The sequence below is a fragment of the Pseudoxanthomonas winnipegensis genome, assembly GCF_030322905.1.
Taxonomy (GTDB): Bacteria; Pseudomonadota; Gammaproteobacteria; order Xanthomonadales; family Xanthomonadaceae; genus Pseudoxanthomonas_A; species Pseudoxanthomonas_A winnipegensis.
In genome coordinates this window covers 3,662,413-3,679,310 of record NZ_CP095475.1, presented here as the reverse complement: position 1 = coordinate 3,679,310, position 16,898 = coordinate 3,662,413, and the positions used below count along the sequence as shown (strand labels likewise).

The following is a 16,898-nucleotide window of genomic DNA, read 5'->3' as shown; positions in this document are numbered from 1 at the left end:
TCGTTCAACGCGTCGCGCTGAAGACGCCGGCGCTCAGTCCTGCTCGCGCGCGATCGCGCGCCAGCCGATGTCGCGGCGGTGGAAGGCGTGCTCGAAGCCGATCCTGTCCACGCCGGCATAGGCGTTGGCCTGCGCCTGCGCGACACGCTCGCCCAGCGCGGCCACGCACAGCACGCGGCCGCCGGCGCTGACCACGCGGCCGTCGGCGTCCAGCGCGGTGCCGGCGTGGAAGACCTTGGCGCTGGCCGGCACCGCGTCCAGGCCTTCGATGACCTCGCCGGTGACCGGCGTGTCCGGGTACGGGCGCGCGGCGATCACCACGCCCAGCGAGGGCCGCGGGTCCCACTGCGCCTGGACCTCGTCGAGCCGGCCGTCGATCGCCGCCTCGACCAGGTCCACCAGGTCCGACTGCAGGCGCAGCATCACCGGCTGGGTCTCCGGGTCGCCGAAGCGCACGTTGAACTCGATCACCTTCGGCGCGCCGCTGGCGTCGATCATCAGGCCGGCATAGAGGAAGCCGGTGAACGGCACGCCGTCGGCGATCATGCCGGCCACGGTCGGCTCGACCACCTCGCGCATCACGCGCTCATGCACCTGCGGCGTCACCACCGGCGCGGGCGAGTAGGCGCCCATGCCGCCGGTGTTGGGGCCGGTGTCGCCGTCGCCCACGCGCTTGTGGTCCTGGCTGGTGGCCATCGGCAGCGCGGTGCGCCCGTCGACCATCGAGATGAAGCTGGCCTCCTCGCCGTCGAGGAACTCTTCGATCACCACGCGCGCGCCGGCCTGCCCGAAGGCGTTGCCGCTGAGCATGTCGCGCACGGCGGCCTCGGCCTCCTCCAGCGTCATCGCCACGATCACGCCCTTGCCCGCGGCCAGGCCGTCGGCCTTGATCACGATCGGCGCGCCCTTGTCGCGCACATAGGCCAGCGCCGCGTCCACGTCGGTATGCACCTGGTAGAACGCGGTCGGGATGCCGTGGCGGGCGAGGAAGTCCTTGGCGAAGGCCTTGCTGCCTTCCAGCTGCGCGGCGGCCGCGCTCGGCCCGAAGATGCGCAGGCCCGCGGCGCGGAACGCATCGACCACGCCGAGCACCAGCGGCACTTCCGGCCCGACCACGGTCAGCGCCACGCTCTCGTCCTGCGCGAGCTTGAGCAAGCCTTCGATGTCGGTGACCTTGACCGGCACGTTGCGGCAGCCGCGCTCGGTCGCGGTGCCGGCATTGCCCGGCGCGACCAGCACCTCACTGACGCGGGCGGACTGGGCCAGCTTCCAGGCCAGGGCGTGTTCGCGGCCGCCGGAGCCGATGACGAGGATTTTCATTGGGGCGCTGGGATTCGGGATTCGGGATTGGGGATTCGTTAGAAGCAGAGGCGGGATCGCGGGTCTGGAAGGGGCGTCGCTGTTGCGAATCCCCAATCCCGAATCCCCAATCCCCGCCTCTCAGTGCCGGAAGTGGCGCACGCCGGTGAAGACCATCGCGATGCCGTGCTCGTCGGCCGCGGCGATGACTTCGCCGTCGCGCATCGAGCCGCCGGGCTGGATCACCGCCTTGATGCCGGCCTGCGCGGCGGCGTCGATGCCGTCGCGGAACGGGAAGAACGCATCGCTGGCCATCACCGAGCTCTCCACCACCAGGCCGGCGTCCTGCGCCTTGATGCCGGCGATGCGCGCCGAATACACCCGGCTCATCTGCCCGGCGCCGACGCCGATCGTGCGGTGGTCCTTGGCGTAGACGATGGCGTTGGACTTGACGAACTTGGCCACCTTCCACGCGAACAGCAGGTCCTCGAACTGCGCCTCGGTCGGCGCGAGCTGGGTCACCACCTTCAGCTCGTCGCGGGTCACCACGCGGTCGTCGGCGGTCTGCATCAACATGCCCGAGCCGATGCGCTTGGTGTCGATGAAATGCGGCGAAGGCGGCGCCAGCGGAATGCGCAGCACGCGCACGTTGGCCTTCTTGGTGGCGTAGTCCAGTGCGCCCTGTTCGTAGTCCGGCGCGATCAGCACCTCGACGAACTGGCGGTCCAGGATCACCTTGGCCGTGGCCGCGTCCAGCGTGCGGTTGAAGGCGATGATGCCGCCGAAGGCGCTGGTCGGATCGGTCGCATAGGCCAGCTCGTAGGCATCGCCGGTGCCTGCGCCCACGGCCACGCCGCAGGGGTTGGCGTGCTTGACGATCACGCAGGCCGGCGCGTCGAACTGGCGCACGCATTCCCAGGCCGCGTCGCTGTCGGCGATGTTGTTGTAGCTCAGCTCCTTGCCCTGCAGTTGGGCGAAGGTGGCCAGTGAGCCGGGCGCCGGATACAGGTCGCGGTAGAAGGCGGCGCGCTGGTGCGGGTTCTCACCGTAGCGCAGGTCCATCACCTTGACGAAGTTGCCGTTGGCTTGCGCGGAGAACAGCGAACGCTCCGGCGCGGCCTCCATGGCCTGTCCGCGTGCGGCGCTGCCGGCCTCCGCGGAAGGCTCCACGCACGAGGACAGGTAGTTGCTGATCGCCGCGTCGTACTGCGCCACGCGGTTGAACGCGGCCACCGACAGCGCGAAGCGCTTGGCCGCCGAGAGCTGGCCGTCGTGGGCCTCCAGCTCGGCCAGCAGTTCGGCGTACTGGTCCGGCGAGGTCGCCACCGCTACGCGCGCGAAGTTCTTGGCCGCGCTGCGCAGCATCGCCGGGCCGCCGATGTCGATGTTCTCCACCGCGTCGGCCAGCGTGCAGTCGGCCTTGGCGGTGACCGCCTCGAACGGATAGAGGTTGAGCACCAGCAGATCGATCGGGGCGATGCCGTGCTGCGCCATCACCGCATCGTCGAGGCCGGCGCGGCCCAGCAGGCCGCCGTGCACCAGCGGGTGCAGCGTCTTGACCCGGCCGTCCATCATCTCGGGGAAGCCGGTGACCTCGGACACGTCCTTGACCGGCAGGCCGGCGTCGCGGATCGCCTTGGCGGTGCCGCCGGTGGACAGCAGTTCGACGCCGCGCGCGGCCAGCGCACGGGCCAGCTCGAGCAGGCCGGTCTTGTCGGAAACGGACAACAGGGCCCGGCGCACGGGCAGCAGATCGGAAGACATGGTCAGGAGTGGGAAGCGACGCGGGGGCGATATTGTAGAGCCCCGCGGCCCGTGGCTGCCGCCGGGCTGTCCCGGCTCGCGCCGCTGCCAGGCAGTGGCTTCGCGGTCCATGCCCCGCAGCGCGCGGGTGATCAGGCGGGTGCCGAGTGGCAGACCGCTTCGATGTTGTGGCCGTCCGGGTCGCGCACGAAGGCGCCGTAGTAGTGGGGGTGGTAGTGCGGCCGCACGCCCGGGACCCCGTTGTCGATGCCGCCTGCCGCCAGGGCCGCGGCATGGAAGGCATCGACCGCCGCGCGGTCGGCGGCCCGGAACGCGATGTGGATCGCCGGTCGGTTGGGGCCGCCGCTGCTGATCCAGAAGTCGGTCTTGGGCGGCTCCCCGAAGCCGGCCATGTCGTGGCTGCCCGTCAGTTCCGCGCTCACTTCCATGAGCAGGCGGTAGCCCAGGGGCGCGAGCGCCTGGGTGTAGAACGCCTTGCTTCTCTCGTAGTCGCTGACGGCGATGGCGGTGTGGTCGATCATGTCGGATGCCTCTGCCTATCCATCGGGTTCGGGAACCTGCCTCGGCGAGAGTTTATGCCGCCGGCCTGTCGTGGCAGGCGCTCCTGCCATGGCGATGGCGCGTTGCTGTCCACCGCTGGCTCCGCCGTGTGCGCGGTGCCTGTTCGCAAGAGATGCAGGTCAGCGATCCGCTCGACCGTTCGCTTTCTGGCCGGCTTCGCAGTGCGGGTGTGACGTGTTTGTTGCTTGTTGCGCCGTGCGCAGCGTGGATCGCGTGGTGCGCCAGGCGCGCGTCCGGATGCGCACGATGTGGATCGTCAGCGAAAGCGTGGGCGTGCTGCGCCGTGTCGGATGTCGATGGGCCACCGACCGCTCAGGTCAGCCCGTAGTCCTTGAGCTTCTTGCGCAGCGTGGCGCGATGGATGCCCAGCAGGGCCGCGGCGCGGCTCTGGTTGCCTTCGCAATGGTTGAGCACTTCGACGAACAACGGGATTTCCATCTCGCGCAGCACGATCTCGTAGACGTCGTCGGCCTCGCAGCCGTTGAGGTCGCGCAGGTAGCGGCGCACCGACTGGGCAACGTGTTCGCGCAACGGCGACTTTGGCGTGCCACGACTGGAGTCCTGGCGGGTCGTGGCGTTCAAGGCATCCCCGGATGTTTGTCGCATCGAAATGAACCCGGCCGGCGTTCGACACGCGAGGCGGAGCGCGGCGGGGGAGCGAGTCTAGCGCGTGGCCGCGGCGGGCGCACGCGCGCTGCGTCGCTTCTTCGCGTGTTCAGCGAAATTCGAAGGCGAAGGCAACCGCGCCGCCGTCCGGTTCACGCACCGGTACGGTCATCTGGCCGCTCTGGCCCGGGGCCAGCGTTGTCCCGCGCAGGCCAGGCTCGAGGTAATCGCTGGGCAGCAGCGCGCGCGCGCCGGTCACCCGGCCGTCGGCATCGGACAGCGACAGGACGATCGCCGGCCAAGGCTGCGGCCAAGGCGCGTCGTTGCGGAAGGTGGCGCGCACACGCAGCATGCCGGCGGCATCGGCCATCGGCTGCACGTCGCGGGTCAGCATGGTGTAGTCGCGCGGCTGCTGCCACGCCGGCAGCGTGCAGCGCAGCGCACCGCACAGTCGCTCCAGGGTCGGGCGCCAGGCCGCGTCCTGGGCCAGGCGCGCGCGATCGGCCACCAGCAGCTGCAGCGCCAGCAGCGCGCCCAGCGCGGCCAGGATCGCCCACTGCCAGCCCGGCACCGGAGGCCGCGCCACCGGCGCCGCAGTGCGCAGGAAGCTCGGGGCGGGCTGCGGCGTGTCGGCCGTCGGCGCCTCGGTGGCGGTGGAATCGCGGGATTCGGGATCGATCATCGAAGGGTCTTGCATGACGGCGGCCTGCGCGGCCGCCGTAGGTTCTGTGGAGAGGTGTTCGGGAACGGCGCGCGGCGCGTCGGCCGCGGGCGCGGCCGGTGGGGCGGGCGGGTCGGAAGACGGCGCGGGCCGGGTGAAGTGGCCCACCTCGCCCTGCGGCGGTGCGCGCAGCAGGCTGGCGATGCTGGCCGCGCGCGCGGGCGCCTCGCCCAGCGCCTGGCCGCAGCGCGGGCAGTGCGCCGGCCACGCGCCGCTGCCCGGCTCGGTCGGCAGCGGCAGATGGCAGTGCGGGCAGGCGCTCATCGCCTTATTCAAGCATGTTCAGGCCGGCGCGGCCTCGGTGCGGCGCACGCCGTCGATGCGCATCCAGTCCTCCATCCGGGTGGCGCGCAGCTCGGTGAACCACGGCGCGTAGCGCTGCAGCAGTTCCTCCTCCTGGCCGTGCAGGATGCCGCTCATGGCCAGGCGTCCGCCCGGTGCCACGCGCGCGGCCAGCGTATCGGCCAGCGCATCCAGCGCCGAGGCCAGGATGTTGGCCACCACCACCGGATAGGTGCGCGCCGGCTCGTCGGCCGGCAGGAACACCTGCAGCCGCGCCTGCACCGCGTTGCGCTCGGCGTTGTCGTGGGTGGCGATCAGCGCCTGCGGATCGTTGTCCACGCCCACCGCGCGTTCGGCGCCCAGCTTCAGCGCGGCCAGCGCCAGGATCCCCGAGCCGCAGCCGAAGTCGAGCACGGTCTGACCCTGCAGCTGCCCTTCGCCGGCCAGCGTGTCCAGCCACTGCAGGCACAGCGCGGTGGTCGGGTGCGTGCCCGAGCCGAAGGCCAGCCCCGGATCCAGCCGGACCACGGCCGCGTCGGCGGCCTGCGCGGCCTCGGGCAGGTCATGGTTCCACGGCACGATCCACGTGCGCGCGCCGAAGGCCATGGGCTGGAACTGGTCCAGCCACGCGCGTTCCCAGTCCTGGTCGGCAACGATGCGGAAGCTCGCCTGGGTCCAGTCCAGCCCCGGATCGAAGGCCTCCAGCGCCGCCAGCAGGGCCAGGGCGTCGGTCTCCTCGGGGAACAGCGCGGTCAGCACCAGCGCCTCCCACAGCGGTGTCTGGCCCACGCCCGGTTCCAGGATCGCGCGCTCGTTGCTGGTCTCGGCGTCGGCATCGACCAGGGTCACGGCGAGCGCGCCCAGGTCCTCCAGCGCGGTCTCGTAGCGGGGCTGGCGGGCCTCGCTGCAGGGGACGGAGAGTTCGAGGAACGGCATGGGCGTGGCCAGGCGGGCAAGGGGGCCGGGCATGCTAGACCATTGCCCTTGGGCAGGCCCAGAACCGGGACGCAGGTCCGCTCTGCCGCGCCTGGGCGAGGATCCGGCGCCGGGCATGGGCTAGACTGCCGGCCGCCGTGACCCGCCGCGCCCTGCGCCGGTGGCGGTCACGCCTCTTTTCTGGCTTCCCGCGCGTGTCGTCTCGACGATGAGGCATTTGGTGTTTCGCAGCACTGCAATGCGTTGCGCTGCCGGGCTGGCCCTGGCGGCGGCGCTGGCGTGGGCGATGACCGCCACGCGCGGTGCGCGGCATGCGGCGCTGGAGGCCGATGCCGGTACGCAGGCGCCGCTGCACAGCCTGCCGGTCGTGGCGCTGTCGGCGCTGGAGCAGGCCCGGCGCGGGACGTCGATTCCGCTGCACGGTCTGCCGGCCGATCTGTCCGCCGCGTTCGAACAGGTCCCGGACCTGCACGACTACCGCCAGCGTCTGCAGGTCGCGGCCGACGCCGGCGACGTGCAGGCGCGCTGGGTCGCCAGCCAGGTCGATGAGTACTGCGCCGGCTATGCGCAGGATCCGCAGGCCTTCGACGCCGACACCCGTGCCATCGCCGGCCTGGCCGGTCAGGCCGGCGCGGCGATGGCGCAGGCGCGCGCGCGCATGGGTTCGCGCTGCAGCGGCTATTCGCCGGCCGATGGCGTCAGCCGCGATCGCATCGTCGCGGCGCGCCGGCAGGCCGCGCGCGGCGGGCAGCTGGCGGCCGAGGCCTCGCTGCTGGCCTTGGGCCAGCCGCTGGAGCCTTCGGCAGCGTACAAGCGCGCGCTGGTCCAGCGCGTGCTGGACGCGGGCGATCCGCAGGCCTATCTGGCGCTGTCCGGCGCGCTGGGCGCGGCGGCCAGCGGCGATGACACCTATCAGGACATGGTGGCCGGCACGTCCTTCGCCGAGCTGGCCTGGCAGCTGGCCGCCTGCAAGTTGGGGCTGGCGTGCGGGCCGCGCAGCGCGCTGATGACGCGCTATTGCGCCAACGGTGGCATCTGCTCGCGCGATGCCAATCAGGATTTCCCGGCGTTCGTGATGGACGCGGCCGTGCCGCGCCAGGGCGCCGACACGATCGACACGATGGTCAATCGTCTGGTGCAGTCGACCAGGCAAGGAGAAGCAAGATGAAGCAGCGGCGTTTTCTGAAAGGCGTGCGCACCTGGGGCTGGGCCGTGCTGTTCGTGGCCTATACCGTCGGTGCGGTCGGGATCGTGATCCTCGACACGGCCGAGGAGCGCTACCGCGGTCTGTCCAAGATCCAGCTGACGTCGGTGACCTCCGAACGCGATACGCGCCGTGCCGGCGCGGCCGAGATCGCGGCGCTCTACCGGGCGCAGAGCGGGATGCCGTTCTCTTCGCTGCAGCCGGGTTCGACCTTCCAGATCGTCTGGCCGGATGGCTCGACCGAGACGGTGATGGTGGTCAGCCCCAGCTCGGCGCTCGGCACCGAGCCGCTGCCGGGGACCGCGCAGCCGGCGCCGGCCAAGCACTGAAGGTCCTGGGCACCGCACTGCTCTGCGGGAGTGGCGGGAAATGAAAAGGCCGGCGCAAAGCTGGCCTTTTTTTGTGGCTCTCTCCCAAGCGATGGATCTGGGCGTTTGGGGGTTCTGGCTTCGGAAGGGCAGCGGTCCGGCGCGCGGGGGCCGCTTTCCCCTCAATCAGGGCATCCTGCCCTGATTCGGGCGCTCGGCCTCTTGCCTCGCTAGTCGCGGCCCCCGCCCGCCGGCCCGCTGCCGCACGCGTTGGCTCATAGGGCTTAGGTTTGCGGGGGCGCTCGAACCCTTCCTCGCGCACAACGCGCCCAGTGACGGGAAGGTATCGACTTGAGGCCCCCTCCCTTGCGCGCAGCGCAGGGGAGGGATGGGGAGGGGTCGGGGCTTTCCCGATGAAGCCGCCAAAGCAACAGCAACAGCACCCCACCCCGGCCCTCCCCTTCGCCTGCGGCGAAAGGGAGGGGGCGAGGCTGGTTGGCGAAGTGCGCTTGCCGGCCCTGCCTTGCGGCGGAGACTGTTTTGCGCGACGTGCTGACCCGATCAGGTCAGCGAGATCGCCTTGGTCTTGCGCTCGGCCAGGCGCTTTTCCAGGTAGTGGATGTTCTGGCCGCCGGCCTGGAAGCCCTTGTCGCGCATGATCCGCTGCTGCAGCGGGATGTTGGTGCGGATGCCTTCGACCACCGTCTCGCTCAGCGCCACGCGCATGCGCGCGATGGCCGTCTCGCGGTCGGGACCGTGCACGATCAGCTTGCCGATCATCGAGTCGTAGTTCGGCGGCACGCGGTAGCCCTCGTAGATGTGCGTGTCCACGCGCACGCCGGGGCCACCCGGCGGATGGAAGTGCTGGATCAGGCCCGGATGCGGCATGAAGGTCTCCGGGTCCTCGGCATTGATGCGGCACTCGATGGCGTGGCCGTTCAAGACGATGTCGCTCTGCTTGATCGACAGCTTCTGGCCGGCGGCGATCTTGAGCTGCTCGCACACCAGGTCGATGCCGGTGACCATCTCGGTGACCGGATGCTCGACCTGGATGCGGGTGTTCATCTCGATGAAGTAGAAGCGCCCGTCCTCGAACAGGAACTCGAACGTACCCGCGCCGCGATAGCCGATGCGGATGCACGCATCCACGCAGACCTTGCCGATCTCGTCGCGCAAAGCCGGGGTGATACCCGGCGCCGGCGCTTCCTCGACCACCTTCTGGTGGCGGCGCTGCATCGAGCAGTCGCGCTCGCCCAGGTGGATGGCGTTGCCCTGGCCGTCGGCCAGCACCTGGATCTCCACGTGGCGCGGATTCTCCAGGTACTTCTCCATGTAGACCTCGCCATTGCCGAAGGCCGCCTTGGCCTCGGCCTTGGTGGTCTCGATGGAGGACTTCAGCGCGCCCTCGGCGTGCACCACGCGCATGCCGCGCCCGCCGCCACCGCCGGCCGCCTTGATGATCACCGGATAGCCGATCTCGCGGGCGATCTTGGTGTTGGTCACGATGTCATCGCCGAGCGGGCCGCCCGAGCCGGGCACGCAGGGCACGCCGGCGGACTTCATCGCGCGGATGGCCTCGACCTTGTCGCCCATCAGGCGGATGGTGTCGGCCTTGGGGCCGATGAAGATGAAGCCGGACTCCTCCACGCGCTCGGCGAAGTCGGCGTTCTCCGACAGGAAGCCGTAGCCGGGATGGATGGCCTGGGCGTCGGTGACCTCGGCCGCGGCGATCAGGCGCGGAATGTTGAGGTAGCTCTCGGCCGAGGGCGCCGGGCCGATGCACACCGACTCGTCGGCCATGGCCACGTGCTTGAGGTTGCGATCGACAGTGGAGTGGACCGCGACCGTGCGGATGCCCAGGGTTTGGCACGCGCGCAGGATGCGCAGCGCGATCTCGCCACGGTTGGCGATGACGACTTTATCGAGCATGGGATTCGGGATTCGGGATTGGGGATTCGTAAGCCGCGACGTCCTCGCGCGTTGCGCGCGCGGTGTCCAGCGAACGGATCAGGGCATTGAGTCGGGAAAAGACGCGGTCGAGCAACGCGGCCAGTGACGCGTCCGCATCGCAGAAGCCGAGTCGCGCGGCGAGTTGGGCTTGGGTATCCAGTTCCGAGAGCGAACCGCGGGCCATCGACAGGAAGCGAAGGTACTCGGCCGTGGAGCGGCGCGCCGCGCCTTCGGCGATGTTGGAAGGAACGCTGACGGCGGCTCTGCGCATTTGCGAAGTGAGTCCGAAACGCTCGGCGTCGGGAAAGTGCTCCGTGATCCGGTAGATCGATTCGACCAACGTCATCGCGTCGCGCCAGACGTCCAGGCGCTCGTGCGGTCGCGGCTGCGAATCCCGAATCACGAATCCCCAATCCCTGTCTTTAGCCAATCACAAACAGCGGCTGATCGAACTCCACCGGCTGGCCGCTCTCGCACATGACCGCGACGATGGTGCCGGACTGGTCGGCCTCGATCGGGTTGAACATCTTCATCGCCTCGATGATGGCCAGCGTCTCGCCGGCCTTGACCTGCTGGCCGACGGTGACGAAGGCCGGCTTGTCCGGGGCCGGGGAGGTGTAGAAGGTGCCGACCATCGGCGAGCGCAGCACGTGGCCCTCGGGCAGGCCGCTGGCGGGCTTGGCCGCACCGCCGGTGGAGGCCTCGGTCGGCGAGCTCATCGGCATGGCCTTGGCCTCGGCCGGCGCGGGCGCGGCGGCGTAGCTCACCGGCGCGGCGGCGGGCGCGGCGTAGCCGCCCTTGGGCACGCGGGCCAGTCGGACGGACTCCTCGCCTTCCTTGATCTCGATTTCGGCGAGATTGGATTCTTCCAGCAGGTCGATGAGTTTCTTGATCTTGCGCAGGTCCATGAAAGGCCTCGGTGGTTGAACGCGATAAGGAGGAGGTGGCGGGCCCGGCGGATGGGCCGGGGGGCGCGGATCAGGCGCGGCAGGCGCGCGCTGGTGCGGCCGTGGCCGCCGGCGTGCAGACGCGGGGCCAGGCTGCGCGGCGAAGGGATCGATGCTGCTGGTCGGCCATGGCGCGCTCCGCGAGGAGGCGGCAGTCTGGAGGAAGCTGGCAATGCTGTCCAGTTCGCCGAACTTTGCGGCGATTTAATCGCGCGTTTGAATTTGCCCGGCCGCCGGCGCCGCAGCGTCGATCCAGCGCTCGATCTCGCCGTCGGCGAAGGGCCCGACCTTCTGCCGCAGGATGCGCCCATCGGCGCCGACCAGCACGCTGTAGGGCAGCACGCCGGCCCGGTTGCCCAGCCGGACGCTGGCATCGGCCGGGCCGGGCGTGTCCAGCACCAGCGCATAGCGCACCGGCACGCGCTGCAGGAACTGCTGCACGTTCTGCGCGCTGTCCAGTGCCAGGCCGACCACCTGCACGCCGCGCGCGCCCTGGGCCGCGGCGAAGCGGTCGAGCTCCGGCATCTCCTTGACGCAGGGCGCGCACCAGCTGGCCCAGGCGTTGATCAGCAGCGGCCGGCCGCCGGCCAGCTGCGCCAGATCGACGGACTTGCCGTGCGGATCGGGCAGGACGAGGGCGGGCATCGCCTCGCCGACCGCGGCCATCGGCACCGTGGGGGTGGCGGGAGCAGGGGAAGGTGCTTCGGTGGGGGGGGGGCGGGCGCCCCCCCGCCCCCCCCCCCCCCCCCCCCCCCCCCCCCCACCACCACCCGGCGGCGACGCCGAGCACGCCGGCGGCCACGGCCACCAGCACCACCCGGGCGCTCACCGTGCCGAGGCCCGCTGCAGGGCGTCGCGCACCATCGGCGTGGTCAGCACGGTGGGCAGCACCTCGCCCTCGCCGCCGCTCTTCGGGAACACCACGTACAGCGGCACGCCCACCGCCTTGTGCGCCTGCAGGAAGGCGGTGATCTGCGGATCGACATTGGTCCAGTCGCCGCGCATCAGCACCGCGCCGGCCGACTGCATCGCCTGCTTGAAGTCATCCCCCGACAGCACGGCCTTCTCGTTGGCCTTGCAGGTCACGCACCAGTCGGCGGTCATGTCGACGAACACCACCTGGCCCTGCTTGCGCAGCGCGTCCAGGCGCTGCGGTGAGTAGGGCTCGATCCCGTCGGCCGCCGCGGTGGCCGCGGGCGTGCTCGCGGCGGGCAGCCGGTGCAGCAGCACCAGCGGTACCAGCGAGGCGATCAGCACCACCACCGCCAGGCCGCGCCGCAGCGGCGCGGTCTGGAAGCGCACGCGCTGGAACGCCCACAGCCCCAGCGCCAGCACCACCAGGCCGACCAGAGCCAGGCCGACCGCGTCGATGCCGCGCTGCTTGCCCAGCACCCACAGCATCCACACCGCGGTCAGATACATCGGGAAGGCCAGCACCTGCTTGAGCGTGTCCATCCACGCGCCCGGGCGCGGCAGCCGCGCGGCCAGCGCCGGCACCAGCCCGATCAGCAGGAACGGCAGCGCCAGGCCCAGGCCCAGCAGCGCGAACACCGCCAGCGCGACCGGCACGGGCGCGGCGAAGGCGAAGGTCAGCGCCGAGCCCATGAACGGCGCCGTGCACGGGCTGGCCACCACCACCGCCAGCACGCCGGTGAAGAAATCGCCGGACAGCCCACCGCGCTCGGTCAGCCCGCGGCCGACACCGGCCAGCCCGTAGCCGACGGCGAACACGCCCGACAGGCTCAGGCCCACGGCGAACATCAGATAGGCCAGCGCGCCGGTGACCAGCGGCTGCTGCAGCTGGAAGCCCCAGCCCAGCGCCTGCCCGGTGGCGCGCAGGGCCAGCGCGACGCCGCCGACCAGCAGGAAGCTGAGCAGCACGCCGGCGGTATAGGCCAGGGCGCCGGCCCGCGCCCGGCCGCGTCCGCTCTCGGCCAGGGACAAGGCCTTGAGCGAGAGCACCGGCAGCACGCACGGCATCACGTTGAGGATCAGTCCGCCCAGCAAGGCCGCGACCAGCGCCAGCGCCCAGCCGGACGCGCCGCCGGCGCCCTGGTCGGCGCGCGCCAGCGCCTCCGGCGGCGGGGTCGAACGCGGCACCTCGGCCGGAGCCGGCGGCGTTGCCGCCGGGGCAGCGGTGCCGGCTTCCAGCGCCACCGGCGCGGCCAGCGCGACGGCGCGCGCCTCCGGCGGCGTCACCGTGCCGGCCGGCAGCGCCAGCGCGACTCGGCGGGTCATCGGCGGATAGCAGATGCCATCGGTCTGGCAGCCCTGGAAGGTGACCTCCAGCGTGGCCTTGGCCGCGTCGGCGCGGTCGCGGATCACCGGCACCGGCACCTCGACCTGGTCGAAGTACACCGTGACCTCGCCGAAGTGCTCGTCGCGATGGGCCTTGCCCGGCGGCCAGCGCGGCGCGCCCAGCGACAGCCCCTCGGCGCCGTGCAGCGCCAGCTGGGTGCGGTCGCGGTACAGGTAATAGCCCTTGGCCGGGGTGAAGCGCGGCAGCAGCTGATTGCCGCCGTCGGCGATGGCTTCGAAGGCGAAGGCCTGCGCCTCCGGCAGGGGCGCCGCATCGGTGGCGCCCGGCACGGCGGCCTGCGTACCCAGCAGCGTCGATCCCCCGGCCGAGGCGCCGCCGAGCGGCAGGCCCAGCCCCGTGCCGGCGCCGGACGCGGCGGCCGCCGGAACCGCCACCTGCAGCGTGCGGGTCTGCGGCGGATAGCACAGCCCGGCATCGGCGCAGCCCTGGTAGCGCACCTTCAGCGTGACCTGGCCAGCGGTCGTGGCCTTGCCCGGCAGGAGCGCATCGAGCTGCTTGCGGTAGGTCTCCACCGGCCCGAAGAACTCGTCGACGTGCTTGTCCCCGTCCGGCAGCTGCAGCGTGCCGGCCGTGAACCCGCCGCCCTGCGCCTCCACCGAGATCCGCTGCCGGTACAGGTAATAGCCGTCGGCGATCTTCCAGTGCAGGGCGATGCCGTCCGGCTTGCCCTGGGCGCCCAGCACGAAGGCCTGATCGACCGGCAGCAGCTCGGACGGGTCGGCCGCCGTGGCCGGCAGGGTGGGGACGAGCAGGGCGAGCAGGGCCAGCGGACGGGCCAGACGGGAGATCAGCGACATGCGGCCAAGCTTAGCGGAGCGGCCGGTCCCGCAGGCGGCGCCACTGTGTTGCAAGGGGCATGGGCTTGCCGCCGATCCGGTGTCTGGGCCTTCCTGCCACCGGGCCTGAGGTCGATCACCGCCCGCGCGCCGCGGGCCGGGCCGGATCGCTCAGCCGCCGCGCGCGTCGCCGCCCGGGCGGCCGGGACCGCGGGTGCGGGGGCGTCCGGTGCGCTGCAGGGCCAGGGTTTCCATCACTTCCAGCAACGACAGGCGCGCCTTCAGCGGCGCCTCGCGAAAGGCGCGCACCAGGCGGAACTCCAGCGGGTCCTCGACCAGGATGGCCTCGGCGGTGGCGATCGAATCCAGTTCCACCTCGCGCGAGAGCGTCATCGCGCCGCGGCCGGTGGCCAGCCACTCGAACTGCGTGCCCGTCGCCAGCGCCACTTCACGCAGGTGCGAGACACTGGGACTCTTGCCCTTGGGGGACTCCCAATGGCTCACGGCGCTGCGCTGCACCCCGACGGATTCCGCCAACTGACTTTGCGAGAGACCGGCAAGGCGCCGCGCCATGCGGACTCGCTCGGGTGCATCCATCAAACCTCTCCGTGGCGATCGCCATCCAGAAACTTTTGTGACCATAGCCAAACGTTCCACGGATCGGAATGGAAAATGATAGCGATACTAACGTAGTGACCGAAAATAGGCATACGTGGTGCGCTTTTGGTAACCAAAAGTTTTCCATAGCGCGCTAGCAAAGGGTTTTGGCGGGGTTGAGCGCCTTGTGCTCACTAGTTTTCCTGCGTTTAGGTCGGCTACAGGCTTGGCTTCGCCCAACCGCGTTGGTATCTCTATGCCGGCCGGCAGGACGCTGGCACTGACAGGACGTCGGCGGGGGGAGTTGGCGCACGTCAAGGCGCGACGGAATCGGATTCCACAACCATTCCCTATGAAGCGCACGCATGCCGCACATGCGTGCGCTTCTTTTTTTGGCGCCGCCGAATCGCCCCGTCTGCCGCAGGCGCCTTCGCAAGAAATTCTCGCCGGCCGCCTTGAAAGGCCTGCCCGAGCGCCCCATCTGCCCTGTCAGCCCCCCGAGCCGTCCTGGCGTTGGGTCTTGGCGTTCCCGGTGTGCTGGCACTCGTCATGGACGAGTGCTAACATCGCCGGCCCTTTCCTAGTCCAATCAATCACTTAAGAGGATTGACATGAGCAACATCAAGCCGCTGTTCGACCGCGTGGTCATCAAGCGTATGGAAGAAGAAAAGCTGTCCGCGGGCGGCATCGTGATCCCCGACTCGGCCACCGAGAAGCCGATCAAGGGTGAGGTCGTCGCCGTCGGCGCCGGCAAGATCCTGGACAACGGTTCGGTGCGCGCCCCGCAGGTGAAGGTCGGCGACAAGGTCCTGTTCGGCAAGTACAGCGGCACGGAAGTGAAGCTGGACGGCACCGAGTACCTGGTGGTGAAGGAAGACGACATCTTCGCGACCATCGGCTAAGGCCGGCGCGACGTCCGCTTTCTCTCATTCCCATCATCCAAGAACAATCGAGGTAATACGCAATGGCTGCCAAGGACATTCGTTTCGGTGAAGACGCCCGCTCGCGCATGGTGCGCGGCGTGAACGTGCTCGCCAATGCCGTCAAGGCCACCCTGGGCCCGAAGGGCCGCAACGTCGTGCTGGAGAAGAGCTACGGCGCCCCGACGATCACCAAGGACGGCGTGTCCGTCGCCAAGGAGATCGAACTGGCCGACAAGTTCGAGAACATGGGCGCGCAGATGGTCAAGGAAGTCGCTTCCAAGACCTCCGACAACGCCGGTGACGGCACCACCACCGCCACCGTCCTGGCCCAGGCCTTCATCCGCGAAGGCATGAAGGCCGTCGCCGCCGGCATGAACCCGATGGACCTCAAGCGCGGCATCGACAAGGCCGTGACCGCCGCCGTCGCCGAGCTGAAGAACATCTCCAAGCCCACCGCCGACGACAAGGCCATCGCCCAGGTCGGCACGATCTCGGCCAACTCGGACGAGTCGATCGGCAACATCATCGCCGAGGCGATGAAGAAGGTCGGCAAGGAAGGCGTGATCACCGTCGAGGAAGGCTCGGGCCTGGAGAACGAGCTGGACGTGGTCGAGGGCATGCAGTTCGACCGCGGCTACCTCTCGCCGTACTTCATCAACAACCAGCAGAGCCAGTCGGCCGACCTGGACGACCCGTTCATCCTGCTGCACGACAAGAAGATCTCCAACGTGCGTGACCTGCTGCCCGTCCTCGAGGGCGTGGCCAAGGCCGGCAAGCCGCTGCTGATCGTGGCCGAGGAAGTCGAGGGCGAGGCCCTGGCGACCCTGGTGGTCAACACCATCCGCGGCATCGTCAAGGTCGTGGCCGTCAAGGCGCCGGGCTTCGGCGACCGTCGCAAGGCGATGCTGGAAGACATGGCCGTGCTGACCGGCGGCACCGTGATCTCCGAGGAAGTGGGCCTGTCGCTGGAGAAGGCCACGATCAAGGATCTGGGCCGCGCCAAGAAGGTGCAGGTCTCCAAGGAGAACACCACCATCATCGACGGCGCCGGCGACACCTCGGCGATCGAGTCGCGCATCAAGCAGATCAAGGCGCAGATCGAGGAGACCTCCTCGGACTACGACCGCGAGAAGCTGCAGGAACGCGTGGCCAAGCTGGCCGGCGGCGTGGCCGTGATCAAGGTCGGTGCCTCCACCGAGATCGAGATGAAGGAAAAGAAGGCCCGCGTCGAAGACGCCCTGCACGCCACGCGCGCTGCGGTGGAAGAAGGCGTGGTCCCGGGCGGCGGCGTCGCGCTGATCCGCGCCAAGGCCAACATCGGCGAGATCAAGGGCATCAACGAAGACCAGAACCACGGCATCCAGATCGCCCTGCGCGCCATGGAAGCGCCGCTGCGCGAGATCGTCACCAACGCCGGTGAAGAGCCCTCGGTGATCGTCAACAAGGTCAAGGACGGTTCGGGCAACTTCGGCTACAACGCCGCCAACGGCGAGTTCGGCGACATGGTCGAGTTCGGCATCCTGGATCCGACCAAGGTGACCCGCACCGCGCTGCAGAACGCCGCGTCCATCGCCGGCCTGATGATCACCACCGAAGCCATGGTGGCCGAGTCGCCGAAGAAGGAAGAGCCGGCGATGCCGCCGGGCGGTGGCATGGGTGGCATGGGCGGCATGGACTTCTAAGTCCGCCGCGCAGCCTTACCGC

The 16,898-nt window shown here is 70.2% G+C and carries 16 protein-coding genes; 4 read left to right on the top strand and 12 right to left on the bottom strand.

Annotated elements, in window-relative coordinates; genetic code table 11:
• Nucleotides 1-33: 33 nt before the first annotated feature.
• From purD to prmA, 6 genes are all read right to left on the bottom strand, one after another.
• Complete coding sequence (purD, locus tag MWN52_RS16170; protein WP_286575515.1) at nucleotides 34-1,320, bottom strand: phosphoribosylamine--glycine ligase; 1,287 nt, start codon at nucleotides 1,318-1,320, stop codon at nucleotides 34-36.
• A 120-nt stretch (nucleotides 1,321-1,440) separates the two neighbouring features.
• Nucleotides 1,441-3,063, bottom strand: a complete 1,623-nt coding sequence (gene purH, locus MWN52_RS16165; RefSeq protein ID WP_286575514.1) for a bifunctional phosphoribosylaminoimidazolecarboxamide formyltransferase/IMP cyclohydrolase — start codon at nucleotides 3,061-3,063, stop codon at nucleotides 1,441-1,443.
• A gap of 131 nt (nucleotides 3,064-3,194) precedes the next feature.
• On the bottom strand, nucleotides 3,195-3,584 hold the full coding sequence (locus MWN52_RS16160; protein ID WP_286575513.1) for a VOC family protein: 390 nt from the start codon (nucleotides 3,582-3,584) through the stop codon (nucleotides 3,195-3,197).
• A 352-nt stretch (nucleotides 3,585-3,936) separates the two neighbouring features.
• Nucleotides 3,937-4,230 (bottom strand): DNA-binding transcriptional regulator Fis, encoded by a 294-nt coding sequence (gene fis / locus MWN52_RS16155; RefSeq protein WP_425478228.1) that lies wholly within the window; start codon nucleotides 4,228-4,230, stop codon nucleotides 3,937-3,939.
• A 109-nt stretch (nucleotides 4,231-4,339) separates the two neighbouring features.
• Nucleotides 4,340-5,215: a DUF3426 domain-containing protein gene (locus tag MWN52_RS16150; RefSeq protein ID WP_286575512.1), complete on the bottom strand. Its 876-nt coding sequence runs from the start codon at nucleotides 5,213-5,215 to the stop codon at nucleotides 4,340-4,342.
• Nucleotides 5,216-5,233: 18 nt separating this feature from the next.
• Complete coding sequence (prmA, locus tag MWN52_RS16145) at nucleotides 5,234-6,169, bottom strand: 50S ribosomal protein L11 methyltransferase (RefSeq protein WP_286577771.1); 936 nt, start codon at nucleotides 6,167-6,169, stop codon at nucleotides 5,234-5,236.
• Between the two features lie 238 nt (nucleotides 6,170-6,407).
• Here prmA and MWN52_RS16140 point away from each other — a divergent pair, with 238 nt between their 5' ends.
• Both MWN52_RS16140 and MWN52_RS16135 read left to right on the top strand, forming a co-directional pair.
• On the top strand, nucleotides 6,408-7,337 hold the full coding sequence (locus MWN52_RS16140) for a hypothetical protein (RefSeq protein WP_286575511.1): 930 nt from the start codon (nucleotides 6,408-6,410) through the stop codon (nucleotides 7,335-7,337).
• On the top strand, nucleotides 7,334-7,702 hold the full coding sequence (locus tag MWN52_RS16135) for a hypothetical protein (RefSeq protein WP_286575510.1): 369 nt from the start codon (nucleotides 7,334-7,336) through the stop codon (nucleotides 7,700-7,702). Before MWN52_RS16140 ends, MWN52_RS16135 begins: the two co-directional genes overlap by 4 nt.
• 540 nt (nucleotides 7,703-8,242) lie before the next feature.
• On the opposite strand, the gene accC is transcribed toward MWN52_RS16135, so the two are convergent.
• From accC to MWN52_RS16105, 6 genes are all read right to left on the bottom strand, one after another.
• Nucleotides 8,243-9,610, bottom strand: coding sequence for an acetyl-CoA carboxylase biotin carboxylase subunit (gene accC, locus MWN52_RS16130; protein WP_130516567.1), 1,368 nt, complete (start codon nucleotides 9,608-9,610; stop codon nucleotides 8,243-8,245).
• A complete protein-coding gene (locus MWN52_RS16125; protein ID WP_131660397.1) occupies nucleotides 9,600-10,034 on the bottom strand; it encodes a four helix bundle protein in 435 nt (144 codons plus the stop codon). The genes accC and MWN52_RS16125 overlap by 11 nt, the downstream gene beginning before the upstream one ends.
• 19 nt (nucleotides 10,035-10,053) lie before the next feature.
• Nucleotides 10,054-10,539: an acetyl-CoA carboxylase biotin carboxyl carrier protein gene (accB, locus tag MWN52_RS16120; RefSeq protein WP_130516571.1), complete on the bottom strand. Its 486-nt coding sequence runs from the start codon at nucleotides 10,537-10,539 to the stop codon at nucleotides 10,054-10,056.
• 243 nt (nucleotides 10,540-10,782) lie between these two features.
• Nucleotides 10,783-11,223: a TlpA family protein disulfide reductase gene (locus MWN52_RS16115; RefSeq protein WP_286575509.1), complete on the bottom strand. Its 441-nt coding sequence runs from the start codon at nucleotides 11,221-11,223 to the stop codon at nucleotides 10,783-10,785.
• Nucleotides 11,224-11,403: 180 nt separating this feature from the next.
• Nucleotides 11,404-13,695 (bottom strand): protein-disulfide reductase DsbD family protein, encoded by a 2,292-nt coding sequence (locus tag MWN52_RS16110; protein WP_286575507.1) that lies wholly within the window; start codon nucleotides 13,693-13,695, stop codon nucleotides 11,404-11,406.
• Between the two features lie 150 nt (nucleotides 13,696-13,845).
• On the bottom strand, nucleotides 13,846-14,271 hold the full coding sequence (locus tag MWN52_RS16105) for a helix-turn-helix transcriptional regulator (RefSeq protein WP_165403037.1): 426 nt from the start codon (nucleotides 14,269-14,271) through the stop codon (nucleotides 13,846-13,848).
• A 611-nt stretch (nucleotides 14,272-14,882) separates the two neighbouring features.
• Between MWN52_RS16105 and groES the strand changes: the two genes are divergently transcribed.
• Nucleotides 14,883-15,173, top strand: a complete 291-nt coding sequence (gene groES, locus MWN52_RS16100) for a co-chaperone GroES (protein WP_130516576.1) — start codon at nucleotides 14,883-14,885, stop codon at nucleotides 15,171-15,173.
• Nucleotides 15,174-15,235: 62 nt separating this feature from the next.
• Nucleotides 15,236-16,876: a chaperonin GroEL gene (gene groL, locus MWN52_RS16095; protein WP_286575505.1), complete on the top strand. Its 1,641-nt coding sequence runs from the start codon at nucleotides 15,236-15,238 to the stop codon at nucleotides 16,874-16,876.
• Nucleotides 16,877-16,898: the final 22 nt, after the last annotated feature.

Bases quoted from the DNA above. Each gene is read 5' to 3' on its own strand.
- groL (WP_286575505.1), top strand. From the start codon at position 15,236: ATGGCTGCCAAGGACATTCGTTTCGGTGAAGACGCCCGCTCGCGCATG.
- MWN52_RS16140 (WP_286575511.1), top strand. From the start codon at position 6,408: ATGCGTTGCGCTGCCGGGCTGGCCCTGGCGGCGGCGCTGGCGTGGGCG.
- accC (WP_130516567.1), bottom strand. From the start codon at position 9,610: ATGCTCGATAAAGTCGTCATCGCCAACCGTGGCGAGATCGCGCTGCGC.
- prmA (WP_286577771.1), bottom strand. From the start codon at position 6,169: ATGCCGTTCCTCGAACTCTCCGTCCCCTGCAGCGAGGCCCGCCAGCCC.
- MWN52_RS16150 (WP_286575512.1), bottom strand. From the start codon at position 5,215: ATGAGCGCCTGCCCGCACTGCCATCTGCCGCTGCCGACCGAGCCGGGC.
- purD (WP_286575515.1), bottom strand. From the start codon at position 1,320: ATGAAAATCCTCGTCATCGGCTCCGGCGGCCGCGAACACGCCCTGGCC.
- MWN52_RS16110 (WP_286575507.1), bottom strand. From the start codon at position 13,695: ATGTCGCTGATCTCCCGTCTGGCCCGTCCGCTGGCCCTGCTCGCCCTG.
- purH (WP_286575514.1), bottom strand. From the start codon at position 3,063: ATGTCTTCCGATCTGCTGCCCGTGCGCCGGGCCCTGTTGTCCGTTTCC.
- MWN52_RS16160 (WP_286575513.1), bottom strand. From the start codon at position 3,584: ATGATCGACCACACCGCCATCGCCGTCAGCGACTACGAGAGAAGCAAG.
- MWN52_RS16115 (WP_286575509.1), bottom strand. From the start codon at position 11,223: ATGCCCGCCCTCGTCCTGCCCGATCCGCACGGCAAGTCCGTCGATCTG.
- accB (WP_130516571.1), bottom strand. From the start codon at position 10,539: ATGGACCTGCGCAAGATCAAGAAACTCATCGACCTGCTGGAAGAATCC.
- MWN52_RS16135 (WP_286575510.1), top strand. From the start codon at position 7,334: ATGAAGCAGCGGCGTTTTCTGAAAGGCGTGCGCACCTGGGGCTGGGCC.
- groES (WP_130516576.1), top strand. From the start codon at position 14,883: ATGAGCAACATCAAGCCGCTGTTCGACCGCGTGGTCATCAAGCGTATG.
- MWN52_RS16105 (WP_165403037.1), bottom strand. From the start codon at position 14,271: ATGGATGCACCCGAGCGAGTCCGCATGGCGCGGCGCCTTGCCGGTCTC.
- fis (WP_425478228.1), bottom strand. From the start codon at position 4,230: ATGCGACAAACATCCGGGGATGCCTTGAACGCCACGACCCGCCAGGAC.